Source organism: Pontibacter russatus (assembly GCF_009931655.1).
Classification (GTDB): domain Bacteria; phylum Bacteroidota; class Bacteroidia; order Cytophagales; family Hymenobacteraceae; genus Pontibacter; species Pontibacter russatus.
The window spans coordinates 3,445,102-3,465,121 of sequence record NZ_CP047984.1 but is presented as its reverse complement, the minus strand read 5'-3'; the positions used below and the strand labels follow the sequence as shown (position 1 = coordinate 3,465,121).

General features: G+C 54.5%; 14 protein-coding genes. 9 read left to right on the top strand and 5 right to left on the bottom strand.

Features of this window, described 5'->3' with window-relative positions:
• Positions 1–22 precede the first annotated feature (22 nt).
• From GSQ62_RS14395 to GSQ62_RS14375, 5 genes are all read right to left on the bottom strand, one after another.
• On the bottom strand, positions 23–727 hold the full coding sequence (locus tag GSQ62_RS14395) for an endonuclease/exonuclease/phosphatase family protein (protein WP_161890150.1): 705 nt from the start codon (positions 725–727) through the stop codon (positions 23–25).
• Positions 728–1,116: 389 nt separating this feature from the next.
• Positions 1,117–1,959: an endonuclease/exonuclease/phosphatase family protein gene (locus GSQ62_RS14390; RefSeq protein WP_237586638.1), complete on the bottom strand. Its 843-nt coding sequence runs from the start codon at positions 1,957–1,959 to the stop codon at positions 1,117–1,119.
• A gap of 97 nt (positions 1,960–2,056) precedes the next feature.
• Positions 2,057–3,538, bottom strand: a complete 1,482-nt coding sequence (locus tag GSQ62_RS14385; protein WP_161890149.1) for an outer membrane protein assembly factor BamB family protein — start codon at positions 3,536–3,538, stop codon at positions 2,057–2,059.
• A gap of 117 nt (positions 3,539–3,655) precedes the next feature.
• A complete protein-coding gene (locus tag GSQ62_RS14380) occupies positions 3,656–5,326 on the bottom strand; it encodes a RagB/SusD family nutrient uptake outer membrane protein (protein WP_161890148.1) in 1,671 nt (556 codons plus the stop codon).
• Between the two features lie 8 nt (positions 5,327–5,334).
• A complete protein-coding gene (locus GSQ62_RS14375) occupies positions 5,335–8,496 on the bottom strand; it encodes a SusC/RagA family TonB-linked outer membrane protein (protein ID WP_161890147.1) in 3,162 nt (1,053 codons plus the stop codon).
• Positions 8,497–9,493: 997 nt separating this feature from the next.
• On the opposite strand from GSQ62_RS14375, the gene GSQ62_RS14370 reads away from it, so the two are divergent.
• From GSQ62_RS14370 to GSQ62_RS14330, 9 genes are all read left to right on the top strand, one after another.
• On the top strand, positions 9,494–11,002 hold the full coding sequence (locus GSQ62_RS14370; RefSeq protein WP_161890146.1) for a Do family serine endopeptidase: 1,509 nt from the start codon (positions 9,494–9,496) through the stop codon (positions 11,000–11,002).
• Positions 11,003–11,336: 334 nt separating this feature from the next.
• Positions 11,337–12,134: a hypothetical protein gene (locus GSQ62_RS14365; RefSeq protein WP_161890145.1), complete on the top strand. Its 798-nt coding sequence runs from the start codon at positions 11,337–11,339 to the stop codon at positions 12,132–12,134.
• A gap of 379 nt (positions 12,135–12,513) precedes the next feature.
• The gene (locus tag GSQ62_RS14360; RefSeq protein WP_161890144.1) at positions 12,514–13,851 is read left to right on the top strand and encodes an MBL fold metallo-hydrolase; all 1,338 of its coding nucleotides are present in this window, start codon (positions 12,514–12,516) and stop codon (positions 13,849–13,851) included.
• Positions 13,852–14,005: 154 nt separating this feature from the next.
• Positions 14,006–14,653 (top strand): Crp/Fnr family transcriptional regulator, encoded by a 648-nt coding sequence (locus GSQ62_RS14355; protein WP_161890143.1) that lies wholly within the window; start codon positions 14,006–14,008, stop codon positions 14,651–14,653.
• Between the two features lie 268 nt (positions 14,654–14,921).
• Positions 14,922–15,758 (top strand): sulfite exporter TauE/SafE family protein, encoded by an 837-nt coding sequence (locus GSQ62_RS14350; RefSeq protein WP_161890142.1) that lies wholly within the window; start codon positions 14,922–14,924, stop codon positions 15,756–15,758.
• A 339-nt stretch (positions 15,759–16,097) separates the two neighbouring features.
• Positions 16,098–16,466 (top strand): hypothetical protein, encoded by a 369-nt coding sequence (locus GSQ62_RS14345; protein ID WP_161890141.1) that lies wholly within the window; start codon positions 16,098–16,100, stop codon positions 16,464–16,466.
• A gap of 150 nt (positions 16,467–16,616) precedes the next feature.
• Positions 16,617–17,501 (top strand): DoxX family membrane protein, encoded by an 885-nt coding sequence (locus GSQ62_RS14340; RefSeq protein WP_161890140.1) that lies wholly within the window; start codon positions 16,617–16,619, stop codon positions 17,499–17,501.
• Positions 17,502–17,556: 55 nt separating this feature from the next.
• Positions 17,557–18,189 carry a TlpA family protein disulfide reductase gene (locus GSQ62_RS14335; protein WP_161890139.1) on the top strand — a complete coding sequence of 211 codons (633 nt, stop codon included), beginning with the start codon at positions 17,557–17,559 and terminating at the stop codon, positions 18,187–18,189.
• A 508-nt stretch (positions 18,190–18,697) separates the two neighbouring features.
• Positions 18,698–19,849, top strand: a complete 1,152-nt coding sequence (locus tag GSQ62_RS14330; protein ID WP_161890138.1) for a Gfo/Idh/MocA family protein — start codon at positions 18,698–18,700, stop codon at positions 19,847–19,849.
• The last annotated feature ends 171 nt before the right edge of the window (positions 19,850–20,020 follow it).

Below are 20,020 nucleotides of genomic sequence, written 5' to 3'. Positions count from 1 at the left end.
TAAGCCTTAGGCCGGGGCGCTGTTAGTAGCGCAGGGTCGCCACGACGGGCAGGTGGTCTGAGGCATACCTTTCCGGTATCACTTTCTGCGACACCACCTCGAAGGGCGAGCCTTTCGAGAAGGCGATGAAGTCAATCGTCCTGTCCGGTTTGTCTACCGGAATGGTCGGCGCGCAGTCGGCGGTGCAGGTGCGGGTAAAGGTCTTGTCCAGCTCAAGGATGGCCCCGCTTCCGGGCACGGCGTTGAAATCTCCCGCCACGATGAAAGGCACGGCATCTTCCGCGGCTATTCCGTTGATGGCCCGCACCTGCTGCTCCCGGTTTTCGGGGTTCACCACGTCCAGGTGCGTGCTGCCGAAGCGGATGACCATGCCGCCGGGCAGCCTGACTTTTGCAGAGGCCAGCACGCGGTCTTCCGACGCGGGCGCCGCGTCTTCCGGCAAAGGCGTCACCTTCGTCTCCGTTAGTGGGTACTTGGAGAGTATGGCTACGCCGTAGTAGCCGCCCTGGTGGTCGATGGCCCGGCCGAAGAAGGCCTCCATCCCCAGTTTCTCGGCTATCGCCTTGGCCTGGTTGACTTTGCCTGAGCGCTGCGTGTTAACATCCACCTCCTGCAGGGCAACCAAGTCGGGGTTTTCCTTCCGGATGACGGCTGCGATGGCGTCAATGTCTATATCCCCGGCCTCCGCCTTGCTCGGCGGGTTGGCATGGTGGATGTTGTAAGTCATGACCCGCAGTTGCTTCTCCTCCTTTGCAGAAGAGGACTGTTTTCCGTAACAGGACGCCAGGAATACGACTATGCCAAGTAAGGCTGCGAGGTAAAAATCACTATTTTTCATGCTGGATATATAAATAACAGGTTTATTGATGATGTCTGGGTCTTTTGTTTGCAGTACCCGGAAAGGCCGCGTTGGCTGTGCGATATGATTTGGCTGTGCGCTGGTCTGACAGGCTTGGGCTGTTTACCCGATACTCTTTGGATGGCAGCCCTGAAGCACGCGCAGCGGCCACAGACAGCCAAAGCAAAACATTCTCCTCGGGCCCGCCGTAACTGCGTTCCTTGCATAAGCGCAAAGCCAATCTCCGGATTCGCATCAGAAGGCAACTATTTCCGGGTTCATTTTTCGATTTTTATAACAGCCACCACAGGCCTGTGGTCGGACGCATATGGCTCGCTTACCACCTGATGACCTGCCACATCAAATTTGTTTGCCGGATGCCTGTAGGCGATAAAGTCGATAGCTTTGGATGGGTTTGAGGCCGGAATAGTGGGTGCGCAGACCTGGCAGGTCCTTTTAAACTGGCTGTCCAGGGCGTTAATAACATCAGAGTCAGGCGTCGCGTTAAAATCTCCCGCAATAATAAAGGGCAGGCTTTCACCGGCGGCTATATCCGATATCGCCCTTACCTGCAACTGCCTGTTTGCCGGGTCAGACTGCGCATCGAGGTGGGTGCTGCCAAACCGCATAGTCGTTCCGTCGGGCAGCGTTACTTTTGCGGTAGCCATAACCCGGGGCTCGCCCTCTGTACCGGCTTTTACCGGAAGCCGGTGTACAGTTGTTTCGGCCAGTGGATACTTGGACAGGATGGCCACGCCGTAGGCGCCGCCCTGGTAATCTATCGCCTTACCGAAAAAGTAGCGCATGTGCAGCTTGTTCGCTATCTCCTGCGCCTGGTTCAGCGCGCCGGAGCGCGACGTGTTCACATCCACTTCCTGCAGCGCCAGCAGGTCCGGCTTTTGAGCCTTTACCACACCCACGATAGCGTTTATATCTATATAGTCCGGTTTTGACGGAGGGTTGCAATGGTGGATATTGTAAGACATCACCTTCAGCGAGGCCAGCGTGTCTGTTTTATCAGCAGGCTGATCTGCCGGAGCCGGATCAGGTGCCGCGGATTTGTCGCAGGAGGTAGCCAGCAGCGCAATGCCCGTCATAATGCCCCAGAATAGTTTTGTCATGATTCGTGTTTGAGTGTCGCATGTTTCCGGCAAAGCCTCATATATACCCAACGCTGGCAAGTGCAACGGGGAAGGATGCTGCTAGTTCACCAGCGCCCTATTTCACTTGTCCTGTATTCTTTTTATTCTGCCCTTTCATAGGCCATGGAGACAGTGCAGGCCCGCTTTCTTCCACAGCTATTTTATACAGCTTGATGACACTGCCGGCCACCGCCTCGATGTAGACAGTGCCGTCATCGGCTATGGTAGGAGAATTCACCACGCCATCCCCCAGTTGAAACTCTTTGAGCAACATGCCCTCTGGATTTACCACAACCAGTTTTCCGTCCGTGGTGCCGATGTATATATTTCCGTTCACATCCACGGCGGGCATGCTTTCGGTTGTGGCGAGGCCATATGTCCAGTTGACAGATCCATCGGAAGGGTTAAGCGATACCAGCCCGGCACCGGCGCCCGTGTACAGTTCTCCGCCTGGCCCTATACTCACACCTGAGTTGGCAGCGCCAGGTATATCAGCAATCCATTTCACCGATCCGCTTTCGCCGTTATCGGTGACCGCCGCGACCTGTTCGTTGGTGGTAAAGTAGATGGTGCCCTCGCCATCCAGCGACAGGGATGGTCCGTAGCCTCCTGAGTTCGCCCCTACCGGATCGCTCCATTTCAGGGTGCCGTCCGCTGTATTCACCGCCCATATCTTGCCGGTATCGGTGTTCAGATAGTATACAGTCTTGCCGTCTTTGCTGATAGCCGGTGCCGCATAGAAGGCGCCTACCCCTACAATCTCCCAGCGCTTTTCGCCGTCAGGGGTCCAGGAAAATATCCCTGCCTGCGCATTGGACCGAGATCCGTGGTAAATATTACCTTCAGCGTCAATGGCGGCCGTGTTGTTGGATACCTGCGCTACCGTATTGCCATTCCACATTATCTCGCCGGTAACTCCATTCAGCTTAAAGATGCCGTTCGCCAGCCAGGCTTCGATGTATATGTTCCCGTCGGGGCCCATGGAGGGTGCATTCTGAATGCGGTTGCCCGGCGCGGTAGCCCATTTTAGCTGGGCGCTTTCTCCCTGGTCCGTAACCGCCACCACCTTGCTGTCAGGTCCGGCATAGCCCTCCACATAAAACACCGAGCCGTCATCACCGACAACGGGTGCGCTTGTACCCTCGTTGATTCCCGTAATGGCCGTGTTGTTGGTAAACTCCCAGACGATGGCTGCTATAAAGTCCTTTGGCGGCGGCGCCACCTCCACGGGCTTTGTAACTTCAAAAGATGCTCCTGCAGCGTTTTTCACAACCAGGGTTACCTCGTAAGTGCCTTCACTGGCATAGGTAAAGTATGGATTCCGCTTGTCGGACGTAGACCCCTCCGCATCCCCAAAGCTCCAGTTCCACTCCACAATCTCGCCCGAGCCTTCTGTTGGGTCGGCATAGAAAAGTATTTCCTGCTCTGCCACGGGTGCCGCAGGCGTATAATTAAAATCGGCGCCGGGTGGCAGCAGGTCCCCCACATCATCGTCTTTACAGCCGACAAACGACACGCTGAAAAACAGCGCCACCCATAGTATCTTAGCATTTTTCATTATACCTGGTATTTAGGTCTTACAATATTTTAGATTCCGGTTACCTGATATCATCGGCAAAAGCCAGTTTGCCCATATATGAAATCATGGCAGCGTGGGGCAGGGGAAGCCTGTTTGCTACCATCCCGGGTTTTGCCCGAGCTCCGGGTTGAGTTGCGCCTGCTCCAATGGAACCGGCCACAGGTAGTTTCTCGGGTCATCGAACCGGTTGCCGTCGAGCACGATGATAAATCCTTTATCATCGGTGCGCAGCCCGGCAGCATCCTCTTTGTTAGGTAGCCAGTTCACATTTGTACCCTTCACATCCGCTGCCAGCAGTTCCCCTTTCCCCCAGCGGATAATATCGAAGTACCGCTGCCCTTCCAGCGCAAGCTCTATGCGCCGCTCACGGTGAATTTCCTCGCGGATGTCCAAGCCATTCGCAGTCAGTTCAGCGAGCACCATCGGTGTCATGCCTACACGCTCGCGGAGCAGGTTGATGGTCATGTCCACTACCTCCTGCGTCAGCTCGCCCTGCTCCAGCTTGGCCTCTGCATAGGTTAGCAGTACCTCGGCATAGCGCAGCAGGTGTATGTCATTCACGTCTCTGCTAACCTGCCCAACCGTAGACAGCTCCACATACTTTGTAAAATAGTAACCGGTGTAGGTGGCCGCCCCCCTTTTGTCGGAGGAGAACTTCGGCACCACAAAGATGTCGGGATGGTCGTTGCCGGGGTCGGCATCTTTGTGCTCGGGGCTAGAGTCGTAGCGGCCGCCCCAGGGAGAGCCGGGCTCCAGAATGGTCTGTGTCATACGCGGGTCCCGGTCCTCAAATACTTCGTTGTAGGTGGCCACGCTATATAAAGGAGACTTACCGATAGGCAGGCCATCAATCATCAGGTAATCATCTACCAATGATTTGGTGGGGTTCCAGCGGACGCCCTGATCCGGCACCTGTATCTCACGGCTCAGGTTATGGTCTGTCACGCCCTCCAGGTGCAGCCGCGAGATAATGGTTTCCTGGTTCCTGCCACCCGACAGTTTGCCCTCATAGGTAAACAGCCTGCGGTAATTCGAGCTCGGGTCGCCTACGTTAAACAACTCATAAACCCCCATGTCCATTACCGCCTTGGCAGCCTCCTCAGCCACTTCCCACCGTTCGTTATACAGGGCTACCCTGGCTTTTAAAGCCAGCGCCGCTCCTTTGGCCAGCCTGCCTGCATCGTCCCCGCTCGGGATTTCCGCAGGCAAATGCTGGGCGGCCGTATCCAGGTCGGCCAGTATGAAGTCCACCACCTCGGCCCTGGGGTCGCGCGGGCCGTAGAGCTCGTCTATGTTAAGCGGCGTGGTGACAAGCGGCACGTCTCCGAAAAAGGCTGTTAAGTAGCTGTACAGGTATGCCCGGATGATGCGAACCTGCGCAGCAAGCGCTTCCGCGTGCTCCGGGTTCTGCACGTCTGCCTTCTTATAGTTCGCCAGGAAGGTATTCGCCTGGCGTATGCCTTCGTACAAGCCGCGCCATTCGTTGTTGATCGTGCTCAGGTCGTAACTGAAGTTGCCGCTCCCTATCAGCTTAAAGTTGTTGTTGGAGGGCCAGAAGGTGTTATCCCCCATAATCTCCATGTCCACGGTGTTCTTGGCTTTCAGGTACCCGTACATGGCATCCACCGCCAGTTCCAGTTGCTCTTCTGTCTGCCAGAAGTTTTCGTCCGTGATTTTATCCATCGGAGCCCTTTCCAGGAAATCATCCTCGCAGGAACCCAGCACGAATGCGCTTAAAAGGATGCTTATGATGTATATCTTCTTCATGGTCTGTCTTACTTAAGGTTGATGTTTAAACCAAGCACAAAGGTTTTTACCTGGGGGTAGTAGCCGCCGTTGCTCACAGGGGTTTCGGGGTCGTAGGCGTAGAAGAAATCTGTTTTGGTGAGCAGGTTGTCTGCGGAGGCATAAATACGCAGCCGGTCGACCCTGAACTTCTCGGTGAGTTGGGAAGGCAGGGTATAGCCGATCTGGATGTTCTTCAGGCGCAGGTAAGAGGCGTCCTCCAGCCAGTAAGTAGACAGGCGCTGGTTATAGGTTTGCTGATATGTTAAGCGGGGATAGGAGGCATCCGTGTTTTCCGGTGTCCAGCGGTCCAGGTGAATGGGTTGCGGCAGGCTGCCCTCGTTTATCAGGGCGTGGCGGGCCGCGCCAAACAAATAGCCGTTCGCTTTGCCCACCCCCTGCAGGAAGAAGCTGAAGTCGATGCCCTTCCAGCCCGCCTCGCCACGGAAGCCATAGGTGTAGCGGGGTATATGGCTGCCGAGCACCTGCCTGTCGCCGTCCAGCGTGATCTCGCCGTCGCCGTTCAAATCCTTGTAAATGATGTCGCCGGGCTGCGCCACCGGATCATTGTGGATATAGGGGAAATCCGGGACAAACTCGCCCTGTTCGGGATCATAGGAGAAATCGTTCTCCTGGGCCAGGCGGTTGGCCACGAGCCCGTAGAAAGCGTCCAGTGGATCGCCCTCTCTCCTAATCCGATCGCCCAAATAGTCTGTTCCGGCCAGTTCGGTCAGCTCGTTGCGGACATCCGAGATGTTGAAGTTTGCCCCGTAGGTAAAATCGCCAATGTCGTCTCTCCAGTCGAGTTGCAGTTCCCAGCCCCTGTTTTCCAGCTCGCCGACGTTCTGGTAAGGAGGGGCGCCGCCCAATACACCGGGTAGGGCCAGCCTCAGCAGCAAATCGCTTGTCTCATTTTTAAAGTAGTCGGCTGTTACGCCCAGGCGGCCACTAAGAAACACCAGGTCAAGCCCGAGGTTTTGCTTAAGCTGTGTTTCCCAGGTCAGAAACTCGTTCGGAACCCCATCTTGCCTGTACCCGATGGTGTTTATATATCCGATGGGCATGGTTTCCACCGGCTGCAAAACATTGAGAAAAGCATAATTCGCTACCCGGTCGTTTCCCTGCGTGCCGTAAGAATAGCGCAGCTTTCCAAACTCCACCACATCCCGTATGCCTTCCAGGAAGCTCTCTTCCGTGAAAACCCAGCCTACCGAAGCGGCGCCGAACAGCTGCCAGCGTAAGTCCGGCGCAAACTTAGAGGAGCCGTCGTACCTGAAATTCGCTTCGAGCAGGTAACGGTCGTCGAACCCGTAGTTCATCCTGCCAAACAGCGACTGCAGCGCCCATTGGTTTGCGCTTGCACTGTTGAGCAGGTTTTGTGTTCCAAGGTCAAGGTTGCCATCCCCTACCTGCGTAGGCACATCCGTTCTGGTGGCAGCAAAGTTATCGCCTACCTCCTCGTCGCGCGAAGCAGCCAGCAAAGCTTTCACGTGATGCTTGTCAGCGAAGTTCTTTTCATACTCGGCCGCGACCAGCATTGTCTGAAACACATTCGTGTAGTCTCTTCTGTCGATCCTGTTCGGGAAGTTGGTCCTGTAGATGATGGAGCCGTCCACAGGGCTGTAATAGTTTATGGTTTTGGAAAAGATGGCCCTCATGGAATTAGAACGAATCAGGCCATACTGCCCCCTCAGCCTGAAGCCGTCGAACAACTCTATGGATGCGTTGAGGTTGGCCGTAAATTCCTGAGAGGCGAAATCGTCCGTTCCGCCGTCTGTGGTAACGGCCACCGGGTTGCGCTGCCCGCCGATATAACCCCAGCCTCCCGTGGTGAAGCGGACCGGCACCAGGGGCACTATCTGGGTTGCGGCATAAAGGGGGCCTGATCCGGAGCCGACGCCTTCGGCAGAGCCCGTATATCCGCGGTCGATGTACCCTAAGTTGGCCGAGACATCCAGCCGATCCAGAAACGTGGTGCTGAGCTTTGCCCGGATATTGTGCCTGTTGGCCTGGTAGTTGTCCCCTGTCACCAGCCCCCCTTCCTTTAAATAACCGTAGGATATATAATAGCTTATGTTTTCGGCGCCGCCATTTACGCTCAGGTTGTGACTTTGCTGCGGCGCGTAGTCCTTGTATATGGCATCCATCCAGTCTGTGTTGGCATAATAATTCTGGTCAGAGCCGTTGCGGGCTATCCCGATCTCCTCCTCCGAGTAAGTGGGGTTCAGCCCCACATTCTGCTGCGCCTCGTTCAGCAGCTGCATGTACTCCGGTGATCCCAGAAATTCAGGCAGGGCCGTAGGGGTTTGCACACCGATGTAGCCATTATAGGCGATGGCCGGTTTGCCGGCAACGCCTTTCTTGGTGGTCACCACGATTACCCCGTTCGCACCCCGCACGCCATATATAGAAGAGGATGCCGCGTCTTTCAGCACAGAAACCGTTGCAATATCATTCGGGTTAAGGATGTTAAGGTTTGATATGGAACTGATGATACCATCGATTACCACCAGGGGCTGGGCGTCGCCCCAGGTCCCCAGGCCCCTGATGCGGATGTCGCCGCTATTGTTGCCCGGCGCACCGCTGGCATTCGTGATCGTTACCCCGGGCATGGTGCCCTGCAGGCCGGAAGTCACATTCGTAACCGGGCGATCTTCCAGCACCTCGGAGGAGACCTGGCTCACGGCACCGGTCAGGTTTGCTTTTTTCTGCGTGCCGTATCCCACTACCACCACCTCATCCATCAGCTGGGCGTCTTCCTGCAGCGCAACAGTGAAAGTGTTCTGTTCACCCACAACCACTTCCTGGCCTTCGAAGCCGATATAGGAAAACACAAGCACGGGCAGCGGAACACCAGACACATCGATTGTAAAGCGGCCGTCTACATCCGTGATGGTGCCGGTGCCGGTGCCTTTCAATGAAACCGACACCCCAGGAAGCGGCTGTCCGGCCGCATCGCGCACGACACCCGTTACCGGGCTGCCCTGGTTTACGCTGCTACCTGGAGCAACAGCACCAGCAAGGTCGGGGGCCACAGTCCCAGGCGCTGCGGCAAAGCCTCCGGTCGGGGCAAATCCGAGCATGGCCAACAATAGCAGCGAGCATCTCCGACGCGAACCTCTGCTGTGGTTCGATTGTAAATTTCGGTTCATAGTAACATGGGTTTAGTGGTTGTTCTGTTTCTCCTATAAGCTTTGCGCTGATAAGGGTATAGCTATATGGTTCAGAAGCCGGAATCAGACTCGCTGTAACTGCGGCCACAACAGCTATGATAAGGGGCAGCAACGTGGGGTTTTCCAGCAACCCCTCAGAAGCTTTGCTGCGTGGTGCTTCGCTGGCACACCCAGCTTATGTAGTATTTTCCCTAGCCTTCAAATCTATTCCTGCTTATACCGGATTTGTACCAGGTGGGCACACGAAGTCGCAGCCACCTTTCAACGTGAATGAGGCTTTGTATCTACTTAAGGCCCAAAACCGGCTAAATTGTTTACCACAGCCTGTGGTGCAGTTGGCATCAGCGGTCATTCCGCCTATATATGTATGTAAAGGAACAGTTTTTCTGAATTAAAAGCAATGAAATTATAACTTTTTCAGCACGACTGTATGAAATTTAACAATTAAGAAATATAAAATAACCAATTCAACTACAATTATGCGGTGCCTGGGCAGAAGAAGTGTTGCATGCAAACCCGCCCCTTGCCCGTTGTTGTCCAAGACCTGTCACATTATGTGGAAAGCTACCATACAGCTATATATAATACCATATATAGCCGGAGAGCGTAGTGGAAACTTAGCAGATGGGATATGGGGGCGGGGTATTCGGACATACATCGGCTGCATTGCTTAAAAGGAGGCAAAGAACATCTCCCTAAGCACTATCGGTTAACCTGCGGCACCATCTGTTGCGACACTGCCATAATTCAGGCCCCAATGGCATCACTTGAAATGCAGCGTTTTGATGTAGCTGCATTCCGTAGCCAGCCCCACTCTACCTTATCCTCTGCCGGGAAAAGGTGTGCAGCGATGCTGAAGATGCCGGCTCCATTTTTTCAACAAGGATATCAAAGTTTGGTATAGTATTTGAAAAAACTGTAACTAAATAGATAAACCTTATTTCCAGTATCCTTAAAACAGTATAGTAGCATGCATATGAAATCAAAACAATTCTTTGCCGGCCTGACGCTCTCCGCTTTGCTAGGAGGGGGGATTGCCGTGGGTGGTTATAAATTAGCAGACAGTGACGCCGTAAGCGCCCTGCAGGAGCAGGCACAGTTCCCGCAGGTGCAGTATACCAGCAATATGCGCAGCAGCAACGCCATCGTGCCGGAAGGGCTTAACTTCCTGAAGGCGTCGGAGGTGGCCACACCGGCCGTGGTACACGTGATGACGGAGTATGACGGAGGTGGCGCCGTGAGCCGTGGCGGCATGGAAATGGACCCTTTTCTGCGCGAGTTCTTCGGCGATGGCTTCGGAGGCATGCAACAGGCCCCGCAGGGACCAAGTATGGGCTCCGGATCCGGCGTTATCATCGCCTCCGACGGCTACATCATCACCAACAACCACGTAATTGACAATGCTTCTAAAATAGAGGTGGTGCTGAACGACAAGCGCCGCATGTCGGCCACCCTTGTGGGCACCGACCCCACCACAGACATCGCCCTACTGAAGGTAGACGCCGAAAAGCTCCCCACCATCCGATACGGCAACTCCGACGACCTGCAGGTGGGCGAGTGGGTGCTGGCCGTCGGCAACCCAATGAACCTCACCTCGACCGTTACGGCCGGTATCGTGAGCGCCAAGGGGCGCAGCATCGACATCCTGCGCTCCAACAACCCGAACCAGCGCTACAGCATTGAGTCTTTTATACAGACAGATGCCGCCGTGAACCCCGGCAACTCGGGCGGTGCCCTCGTGAACCTGAACGGTGACCTGATAGGCATCAACACGGCCATCGCCTCGCAGACAGGCTCTTTCTCCGGCTACTCGTTTGCCGTGCCTTCCTCTATCGTGAGCAAGGTGGTAGACGATCTGAAGAAGTACGGAGAGGTGCAGCGTGCCCTGCTCGGCGCCGAGATACGCGACATTGACGCTGATTTCGCCAAAGAAAAGGACATTAAGACGCTGAACGGGGTGTACCTGGTAAACGTGTCGGAGAGTGGCGGAGCCGATGATGCGGGCCTGCAGCCCGGCGACGTGATCACAGCCATCGACGGGGCCCCCACGCACAAATCTTCTCATCTGCTCGAGCAGGTGGCGCGCCACAGACCCGGCGACAAAGTGAAGGTGAGCTATATGCGCGACGGCAAGCAGAGAAGCGCCGAAGTGACGCTCCGGAACATGAACAACAGCACTGAGCTGATCAAGCGCAGCCGCGCCGAGGCCGTGACTTTCGACGGTGCTAGGTTTGAGGCGGTAAGCAAGCAGGAAATGAACAAGCTCGGCATCACCGGGGGCGCCAAAATCTCGGACGTGGAAGACAGTGAGTTCCGCGACACCGGCATGAAGGACGGCTTCATCATCACCCGCATCGACCGGCAGCCTGTAAACGAGCCTGCAGACGTGGCCAAGCACCTGAAGAACATTGACAGCGGTGTGGTTTACCTGGAGGGTGTTTACCCCGACGGCCTCAAGGCCTACTACCCTATCGGGAAAGAGTAATCCTATATAAACCCCTATATAAAAGGGCTTCTGCACTGCTGCAGAAGCCCTTTTATATAGGGTATACGTTCCATTTTGAAATGTGCTACTGTACTTAACCATTGAAGTTAATCATAAGTGATGCTTATCATGATTGTCCTATCGAATGCTTGGTTTCTGCTCTATCTTTTTCAGCATTATAACTTATTATTCTGATTCATATAAGCAGATCTGCCAAGTTGCACGGTTGCAAGGGGTTCAAGGCTTTCTTTGAGTAAGAGACATGAATAAATATATAAATTAATTTATATATAATCAAGATAATATTGTTAGCTTTGAAACAAACCTAACCCTTATGAAAAACGTATACCTGCTCTTGCTAATAGCCCTACTGTTTGCTTGTAATGAGGAAGACAGCCCTGAGCCCGATAAAATAACGGACCCGTGTCTGATTACGAGAATAGAAGATCAGGGAGGGAGTTACACAATGTACCAATATGACAACAACAAGAGGCTTGCATCTTATTTTGTGAAAGTAGTTTCTGATCATCCGTTAGTGATTGCTTCTGAACGCAATCACACCATTGAGCGAGACAGTAAAAACCGCATCTCGAGGATTATAGCGGGCAGCGAGGGTGGCGACCATGTTGATATCACGACTGTCGATTATGATGCCCAGGGGCGCTGGATAGAATCTACCTACGGCAGTGCTCCAGATGCCAATACTCCCCCGGCATTTGTGAGTACAACAAAAGTTGAGTACAACAAAGACGGGCTAATCTCCAAAGAAACTACATTCCGCAGCAACGGCACTTTATTCTTTTCTATTGCTTTGGAATATGAGCAGAAAAACCTGACAAGGTCTGTTTTTGAAATGCCTGATTTTTCCACCAAGTGGATACAGCGCTATGAGTACTATCTGGATAAGGAGGCGAAACCAACTGAAGTTGATTTGGTGAATTTATATACTGCCCGTGGTTCTGTGCCTGCCGGGGCCTCTCCGTCTAAAAATTTGTTGAAAAGGCGAACTTCCGATGATGGGACTCTGATTGGAGAAGAACTCACCTATGAATTTAACGAATTCGGATATCCCACCAAGATAACAAATGAAATCAATCACGAAAGCCGCAATATAAGTTATCTGTGTGATTAACATAGATAACTTATATTGCTCCCGACAGAGACAGAAGTCATATATAAAACATAAAGCATGGCCTATAACAGGGTATATTACTAGCCATCCCATAGTTGCTCCTCGCTCTAGCTCTTGAGCTAAGCAGGCCCAAATATTTCACGCACAATCCCTCCTTAGCTGCCCGGAAGATCTGCTTCCTCTTATGTAACTGTGTGCCCACAGGTCCAGAAAGGATATATAAAGCCAAACAACATGGCTTCCGTTTCTGCCCTAAAGGCACCTCAGGCATTTTCTGCTGTGTGACAAAGGTCACTGTGCCGTGTGGCGGCAAACTGTACCTTTGTAGCACATAAGCCATATAGAACGAGGATAAATCTAAACCACAAAGCAAACGGAGATGAAAATACAACAGTTTGAAGACAAAGGCCTTGCACATTATTCATATGCCATTCTGAGCGAGTGCGCCGGTGAGGTGGTGCTGATAGACCCGGCCCGCGACCCGCAGCCATACTATGATTACGCAGTAGCCCACAACGCAAAAATTGTAGGGGTGATCGAGACGCACCCGCACGCTGACTTTGTGAGCTCTCACCTGGAGATTCATCAACAAACAGGGGCTACCATATATGCGCACAGCAAAGTGGGCGCCGACTATCTGCACCAGGCCTTCGACGAGGGCGCTGCACTGCAGGTGGGTAAGGTCAAGCTGAAGTCGCTGTACACCCCCGGCCACTCCCCGGACAGCATCAGCGTGGTGCTGGAGCACGAGGGCAAAGACAAAGCGGTTTTCACAGGCGACACGCTCTTTATCGGGGACGTGGGCCGGCCGGACCTCCGGGAGAAGGCAGGCAGCATCACGGCCAAACGCGAAGAACTCGCGCGGCAGATGTACCACAGCACCCGCGAAAAGCTGATGAAACTGGATGATGACGTGCTGGTGTACCCGGCGCACGGTGCAGGCACGCTCTGCGGCAAAGGCCTGAGCGAGGCCAGCAGCAGCACCATCGGAGCGGAGAAGCGAACCAACTACGCGCTGCAGCAGATGAGCGAGGAGGAGTTCGTGAAGGTGCTGACGGAGGATCAGCCGTTCATCCCGAAATACTTTGGCTATGATGTAGGTCTCAACAAGCAGGGTGCCCCAGCCTACAAGCCAAGCCTGGAAGGCGTGAAACGGCTGGAGCAGAACTTCAGCCCGGAGGAGGGAGCGGTAATTGTGGATGCCCGCGGTGAGAAGGCGTTCAAGAAAGGGCATCACAAAGGCGCCATCAACATCCAGAACGGGAACAAGTTTGAGACCTGGCTGGGCAGCATCGTGGGCCCGGAAGAGCGTTATTACCTGGTGGCGGAGAGCGAGGAGCAGTTGCACGAGCTTATCTCGAAAGCGGCCAAAATAGGATATGAGCTCCTCATAAAAGGCGCTTTCTTACTGGACGGCGAGGCAAACACCAAGTCACCCCAACTGGATGTGGAGGCATTCGGCCAGCACCCGGAAGATTACACCATCGTGGACATCCGGAACGCCTCCGAGGTAAAAGGCGGCCGTTTCTTCGAAAACTCCATCAACATCCCGCTGCCGGAACTGCGCGAGCGCGCCGGTGAGATCCCGACCGACAAGCCCGTGGTAGTGCATTGCGCAGGCGGTTACCGGTCGGCGGCCGGAAGCAGCATTGTGGAGGCAGCGCTCCCCGGTGCCACGGTGCTGGACCTGAGCGAGGCGGTCAACAAGTTCAAATAAAAAGCAGCTATATGCTTGACTCAGCCGGTGGCGTACGCCACCGGCTTTTTTTGCCATATGCACCACTCCTGTTCGAGCGGTTTATATATAAATTTGACTTATATTGATGATGCGCGTGCAAGGTGCGAAACAAACCACTTTGCGAGCACACGAGATGGAAAACATACAGAAAGACGATGTATTGAAGCAGTTTCCGCAGCTGGAACAACCGCTCCAGGATGAAATCCTTCGGCACAGCACCATCAGGCGGGTGGGGGAAGGCGACGAAGTACTGCGCACCGGGCAGTATATACGCTCTACTATTCTGCTGCTGAGCGGCCTCCTGAAAGTGTATCGCCAGGACGAGGAGGGCAACGAGTTCCTGATGTATTACCTCGAACCAGGCAACGCCTGCGCGCTGTCGATGATGTGCTCGGCCCGCAACGAGCAGAGCCTGATCATGGTCAGGGCGGTGGATGCCTCCGAAGTCCTCCTCATCCCATCGCACCTGTCGGAGCAATGGCTGGCCCGCTACAAGAGCTGGCACAGTTTCGTGATTGCCTCCTATCGCCAGCGCTTCGAGGAACTGCTGCAGACCCTGGACAGCATCGCCTTCAAAGCCCTGGACGAGCGCCTGCTGTTTTACCTGAAACGCCACGTAAAAGTCATTGGGAAAGAAATCAGGCTGTCGCACCAGCACATCGCCGAGGAACTCAACAGCTCCCGCGAGGTGATTTCCCGGCTGCTCAAAAAACTGGAGCAAACCGGCGCCATCACCCTGCACCGCAGCTACATCGAGGTACACGATTTGGAGAAAGTTTAGGCGTTAGGAAATTAGAGAGTTTGGGAGTGATGGAATTGTGGAGTTTTAAATTTATAGAATGTGCGGGCTATATATGGCTACACCTCGCCACAGGTTTACCGGCTGCTTACGACCTCCCGCTCTAACTCCCAAACGCTCTAATTTCCTAACACCCAAACTTTCTAACTCTTTAACTTCCTAACTCCAACCCCTCCCTCTGTGACAACAGTCACTGTAGGCCGCGCTGGCGGGCCGTACCTTTGTATCCGACAATCATTATACAGGTAAAATGGAAATTTTAGGATACGCGGCGGCACTAATCATCGGGCTTTCACTTGGGTTGATTGGGGGCGGGGGCTCTATTTTAACGGTGCCGGTGCTGGTGTATCTGCTCGGCTTCAGCCCGGTGCTCTCCACCGCATACTCCCTGTTCATCGTCGGCCTCACCAGTCTGGTGGGCTCTTATAAGTTTTATAAAAAAGGGCTGGTGAGCCTGAAGACGGCGGCGGTTTTCGGGCTGCCCTCCATCGTGTCGGTGTACCTCACGCGCCGCTACCTGGTACCGGCCATCCCCGAAAACCTCTTCACGGTAGGCGACCTGCTGGTGACCAGGGGCGTGCTGCTGATGCTCTTGTTTGCCGCCCTGATGGTGTTTGCCTCCATCAGCATGATCCGGGCGAAAGAAGACCCGGCAGAGGAGAGCGCCGACACAGAAGCGGATCTAAAACAGCCAGACGCCTCGCATCCTGAGCCGAGGTTCAACTACGCCGGTATCCTGGCCGAGGGTGTGGTGGTGGGAACCCTGACAGGCCTGGTGGGCGCGGGCGGCGGCTTCCTGATTATCCCGGCGCTGGTGCTCTTCAGCAAGCTGGACATGAAGATGGCGGTGGGTACCTCGCTGCTGATCATCGCGGTCAAGTCGCTCTTTGGCTTCCTTGGCGACATCTACAACTACGAGATCGACTGGCTGTTCCTGACCATTTTCTCCGCCATCTCCATTGCGGGCATTTTCATCGGCACGTTCCTCTCCACCAAAGTGCGCGCCGACAAACTGAAAACCTCCTTTGGCTGGTTCGTGCTCGTGATGGGCATTTATATCATCCTCAAAGAAATCTTCCTGGCTTAGCCGCCTGCGTGACCTAGGTCACTGAAGCCGTATTGCGAGTGCCGTACCTTTGCAGCAGGTACGTTTAAATTCACCGAAAAGGAAACAAAAGGCAAGTTCCATATATTCAGACCAACTCTGAAAGCTGCGCAGGCCCGGCCGGAAAGGCTTTCAGGGCCAAAGCGGGTATCATCCAAAGGCCGGGGAATTATAGCCAGCAATGTAAAGCCGATTTGGTACCCGGAGTTGTAGGTTGTACCTTTACATATAAATTGTGGCTGCCCCTATCGGGCACGTTATGAGGGTTACAATTTCTCCGGCCAGCTGATGTTATATATATGGCCTCTTAGCTTTGAAGGAATGAAGCATTATCTGCTCCTGTTTTTCAGCACACTGCTGCTGCTGTTCACCCTGTCGCAAACAGACGGGCGCGTGAGCGGCTTTGCGTGTGTGAAGCAGCATGAACTGAGAACGGCGGATAACGGAGACAAGCGGCTCGTGAAGCGCAAATGCGCCAAAAAGTGCCTGAAGCACCAGACACACTCCGAACAGCAGAGCGGAGCCACTGCCGCCACAGACTGCAGCCAGCAGTTCTATGCTATAATCGCTGAGAACAAGTCCAATGGCGTTTTCCTGACAGGCATCGCTCAACTGGCAACACCTTCTGCTGACAGCATCCACCAGACTCCCAGCCTGAAGGCTGACCCCGACCCGCCAAGGTTTTCTTAAAATAAAGCACGCGTAGCACAAGGCATATATGGCCGGCAGACAAAGGCAGACACATCGCCTTCCTGCCCATATATGCCGCCTCTTATTCCTTCCTGTGGAGGGAAAAGGGCAACCTGTACCTCATTTATTTTAAGATTTAAAATCTCCTGTATGGAAAATACCCCTTTGCAAAAACTATCGTTTCTGGCGATGCGCGGCATGGCCAGCCTCATCTTTATTACTGCCGGCCTGAACCACCTTTTTAACACCACCGGTGTAACTGCCCGGCTCGAGAAAGTGCCTATCGCACATATGGCTGCCTGGGTTGCGCCGCCCGAAACACTGATTATACTATCAGGAGCCGGGCTGCTTCTGGGCGGTTTTATGCTGCTGGCAGGGTTCAGGACCAGGGTGGCCGCCGCCGTGCTGTTAGCCATCCTTATCCCCATTACCCTGACGGTGCAGGTGGCGAACCCAGCTGGTGCGGGGCCTTTGTTCAAGAACATTGCCCTGATGGGCGTGCTGCTGTTTTTTATGGCGAATGGTGCCGTATATTACAGCCTGGACCAGTTACCAGCGCTGAAAAAGAAAGCGCAGGGTAGCATGAGGGGCACGCGCCCCGGAAGGTATGCCGCTGTACTGGCCGCTGCCTTCGTCATGCTGCTCGGCGCGCGTACCACGGCAGTGCAGGCACAGCAAGGCACTGCCACAGCGGCTGCCAAGAAGAGGTACGCGGTGCTCATCAGCCAGCCCAACCACCTGAAAGCAGCCGTAAACACCGCCGAAACCATAACACCGAACAGCCCCTACAACCGCGGGAGCTTTGTGGTGATGGCCTGCGGCAAATCCGTGGAGGCCTTCGTGAAAGGAAGCAACATGGCGCAGCAACTCGGACAAGGCCGCGCAGCGGGCGTCACCTACAAAGTCTGCGGCCTGTCGCTGAAGCAGTTCAGCATCGACCCGGAAACGCTGGTGGACGGCGTGGAGGTTGTCCCGAACGGCCTCACCTATCTGTTCGACCTGCAGCGGCAGGGCTATATAACGGTTGAGTTGTAGGCAGGCAGCCAGAGATTACCTTAAAAGCAGTTTATCACTTAAAGATATAGAAATCATGAACAAGCGTAAATTTTCACTCAGGAACATTCCGGGCTGGGCCGTCATGCTCGCTATTTTCGGAATCTTATATGCGACGGGCCTGCACACAGAGGCCATCGGGCAGGTGCAGCGGCTGCTGCTGGCCACCGGCATCAAAAAAGCCGACGTGCCCGAGCCTGTGTCGGCGGCCCCTCCTGCTGCACCGGAAGTCACCTCCGCTGTAGCAGCGGGCATGGCAGGCGCCGGGTTCCAACTAACGGGGCTGGACGGCAAAACAATAGCCTTCGAGAGCCTGAAAGGCAAGGTGGTGTTTATGAACATCTGGGCGACCTGGTGCCCGCCCTGCATCGCTGAGATGCCGAATATCCAAAGCCTGTACGAGAAAGTGGGCTCCGACAAAATCGCTTTCGTGATGCTGTCGGTGGACGAGGGCGGTATGGAGAAGGTGCGGAAATTCATTGACAAGAAAGGCTACACCTTCCCGGTATATATGCCCGCCAGCCAGTTTCCGCAGGAGTTTTACTCCAACGCCATCCCCACCACGTTCATCATCTCGCCGGAGGGCAAGATTGTGGCCAAACAGGAAGGCATGGCCGAGTACGACACCCCGGAAGTGCGGGAGTTCCTGCAAAGCATGGTGAAGAAGTAAGGGCAGGTGAGGCAATACCGTCAACTTGAGGAGTCTTCCTTTGTCATCTCGAACAACGTGAGAGTTCTAAACAGAATTCCAGATAGATTCCTCTCAGCTACGCTGGCTCTCTTCGGCTCACGCCTCAAGCGTGTTTGAAATGACAAAATTCTATGTAGTCGTCCTTAAGTGGACGGCATTGGCGGACGCGGCTGGCAGAGACAATTTCTCAGTCAGCCGCATCCCTTTTATATATAACGCAAAGAGTTTTATGTCTTGATACATGAACCAGATGTCCTTTTACTTCATGCCATATAACTTTTGCTTCATGCCTATAATGAACACCTCTGCCTCAGTGCCCGCCATCCGCGCCTGCCACTGGGCCCCGCATATGGGTAGGCACTGCTCCGGGAATTTGGCAGCTCTTTGGTGCCTTTTCAAATCTTTTTGTAAATTGGATTGAAATTAGTGCTCCATGTTACTTTTTTAATCAGTATTTATCCTAACCAATTCTAATTTAAAAACAACTATGAACCGAAAATTAAGGATGGGCATGCTCGGCGGGGGCAAAGATGCCTTTATCGGAGCCATTCACCGCATCGCTGCCAATATGGACGGGATGGTAGAGCTGGTGTGCGGCGCCCTGAGCATCAACCAGGAAATAGCCATTGACAGCGGCCGCTCCCTGTTTCTTCCCGAAGACAGGATCTATACCAACTACGAGGAGATGATACAGAAAGAAAGCCAGCTGCCCGAGGGGGAGCGGATGGACTTCATCACCATCGTTACCCCTAACTTTGCCCACTTTGCCCCGGCCATGCTGGCGCTCGAAAACGGCTTCCATGTGGTCATCGAAAAACCTATCACGCTGACGCTTGACGAGGCCAAGCAACTGAAAGCGAAAGTAGAGGAAACCGGCCTTATCCTCTGCCTCACCCACACCTACACCGGCTACCCGATGGTGAAGCAGGCAAAGGAAATCATCGCGTCCGGCGCGCTCGGGAAGGTAAGAAAAGTAGCGGTGGAGTACCGCCAGGGCTGGCTGAGCAAGATGACGGAGCGGGAGGGCAACGCGGGCGCCGCCTGGAGAACCGACCCCAAAAAGGGCGGCAAGAGTTCCGTGATGGGCGATATCGGCACGCACGCCTTCAACCTGGCCGAGTACATTACCGGGCTGCAGGTGACGCAGCTCTGCGCTGACCTCGACATTATTGTGGAGGGAAGGCTGTCGGATGACGACGGCGCGGTGCTGCTCAAGTTCGATAACGGCGCCAGAGGCGTTCTGACGGCCTCGCAGGTGGCCGCCGGGGAGGAAAACAACCTCCTGATAAAAATAGACGGCGAAGAGGGCGGCCTGGAGTGGCACCAGCAGGAGCCGAACACTTTACTACTGAAATGGCAGGGCAAACCTACCGAAGTGTACCGCGCAGGACAGCCTTACCTGGGCACGCTGGCCAAGAACAACACCCGCACCCCGGGCGGCCACCCCGAGGGCTACCTCGAGGCGTTCGGCAACATCTACAGAAACTTCGTGCAGGCCGTGTCGGCCAGAATGGACGGCCAGGAGAACACCACTGCTGAGTTCCCATCTGTGGAAGAAGGCCTGCGAGGGATGGCCTTCGTGGAGAGCGCGGTAGCCTCCAACGAGTCCGACCAGAAGTGGACGGACTTCACTATCTAAAAACGGTGGCTGCAGACCAGGGCTCCGGCGGCAAGCAGGCTTATTGTTGGCTATATATCCCCCGCTGCCACGGGCCCCGGCCTATAAACAAAACTGCCCGCTTTGCACCCGGAGACCCGTAGGCGCCTCCGACCAGGCATACGTGAGCGGAAAAGAAGGCTGAAGAGGCCG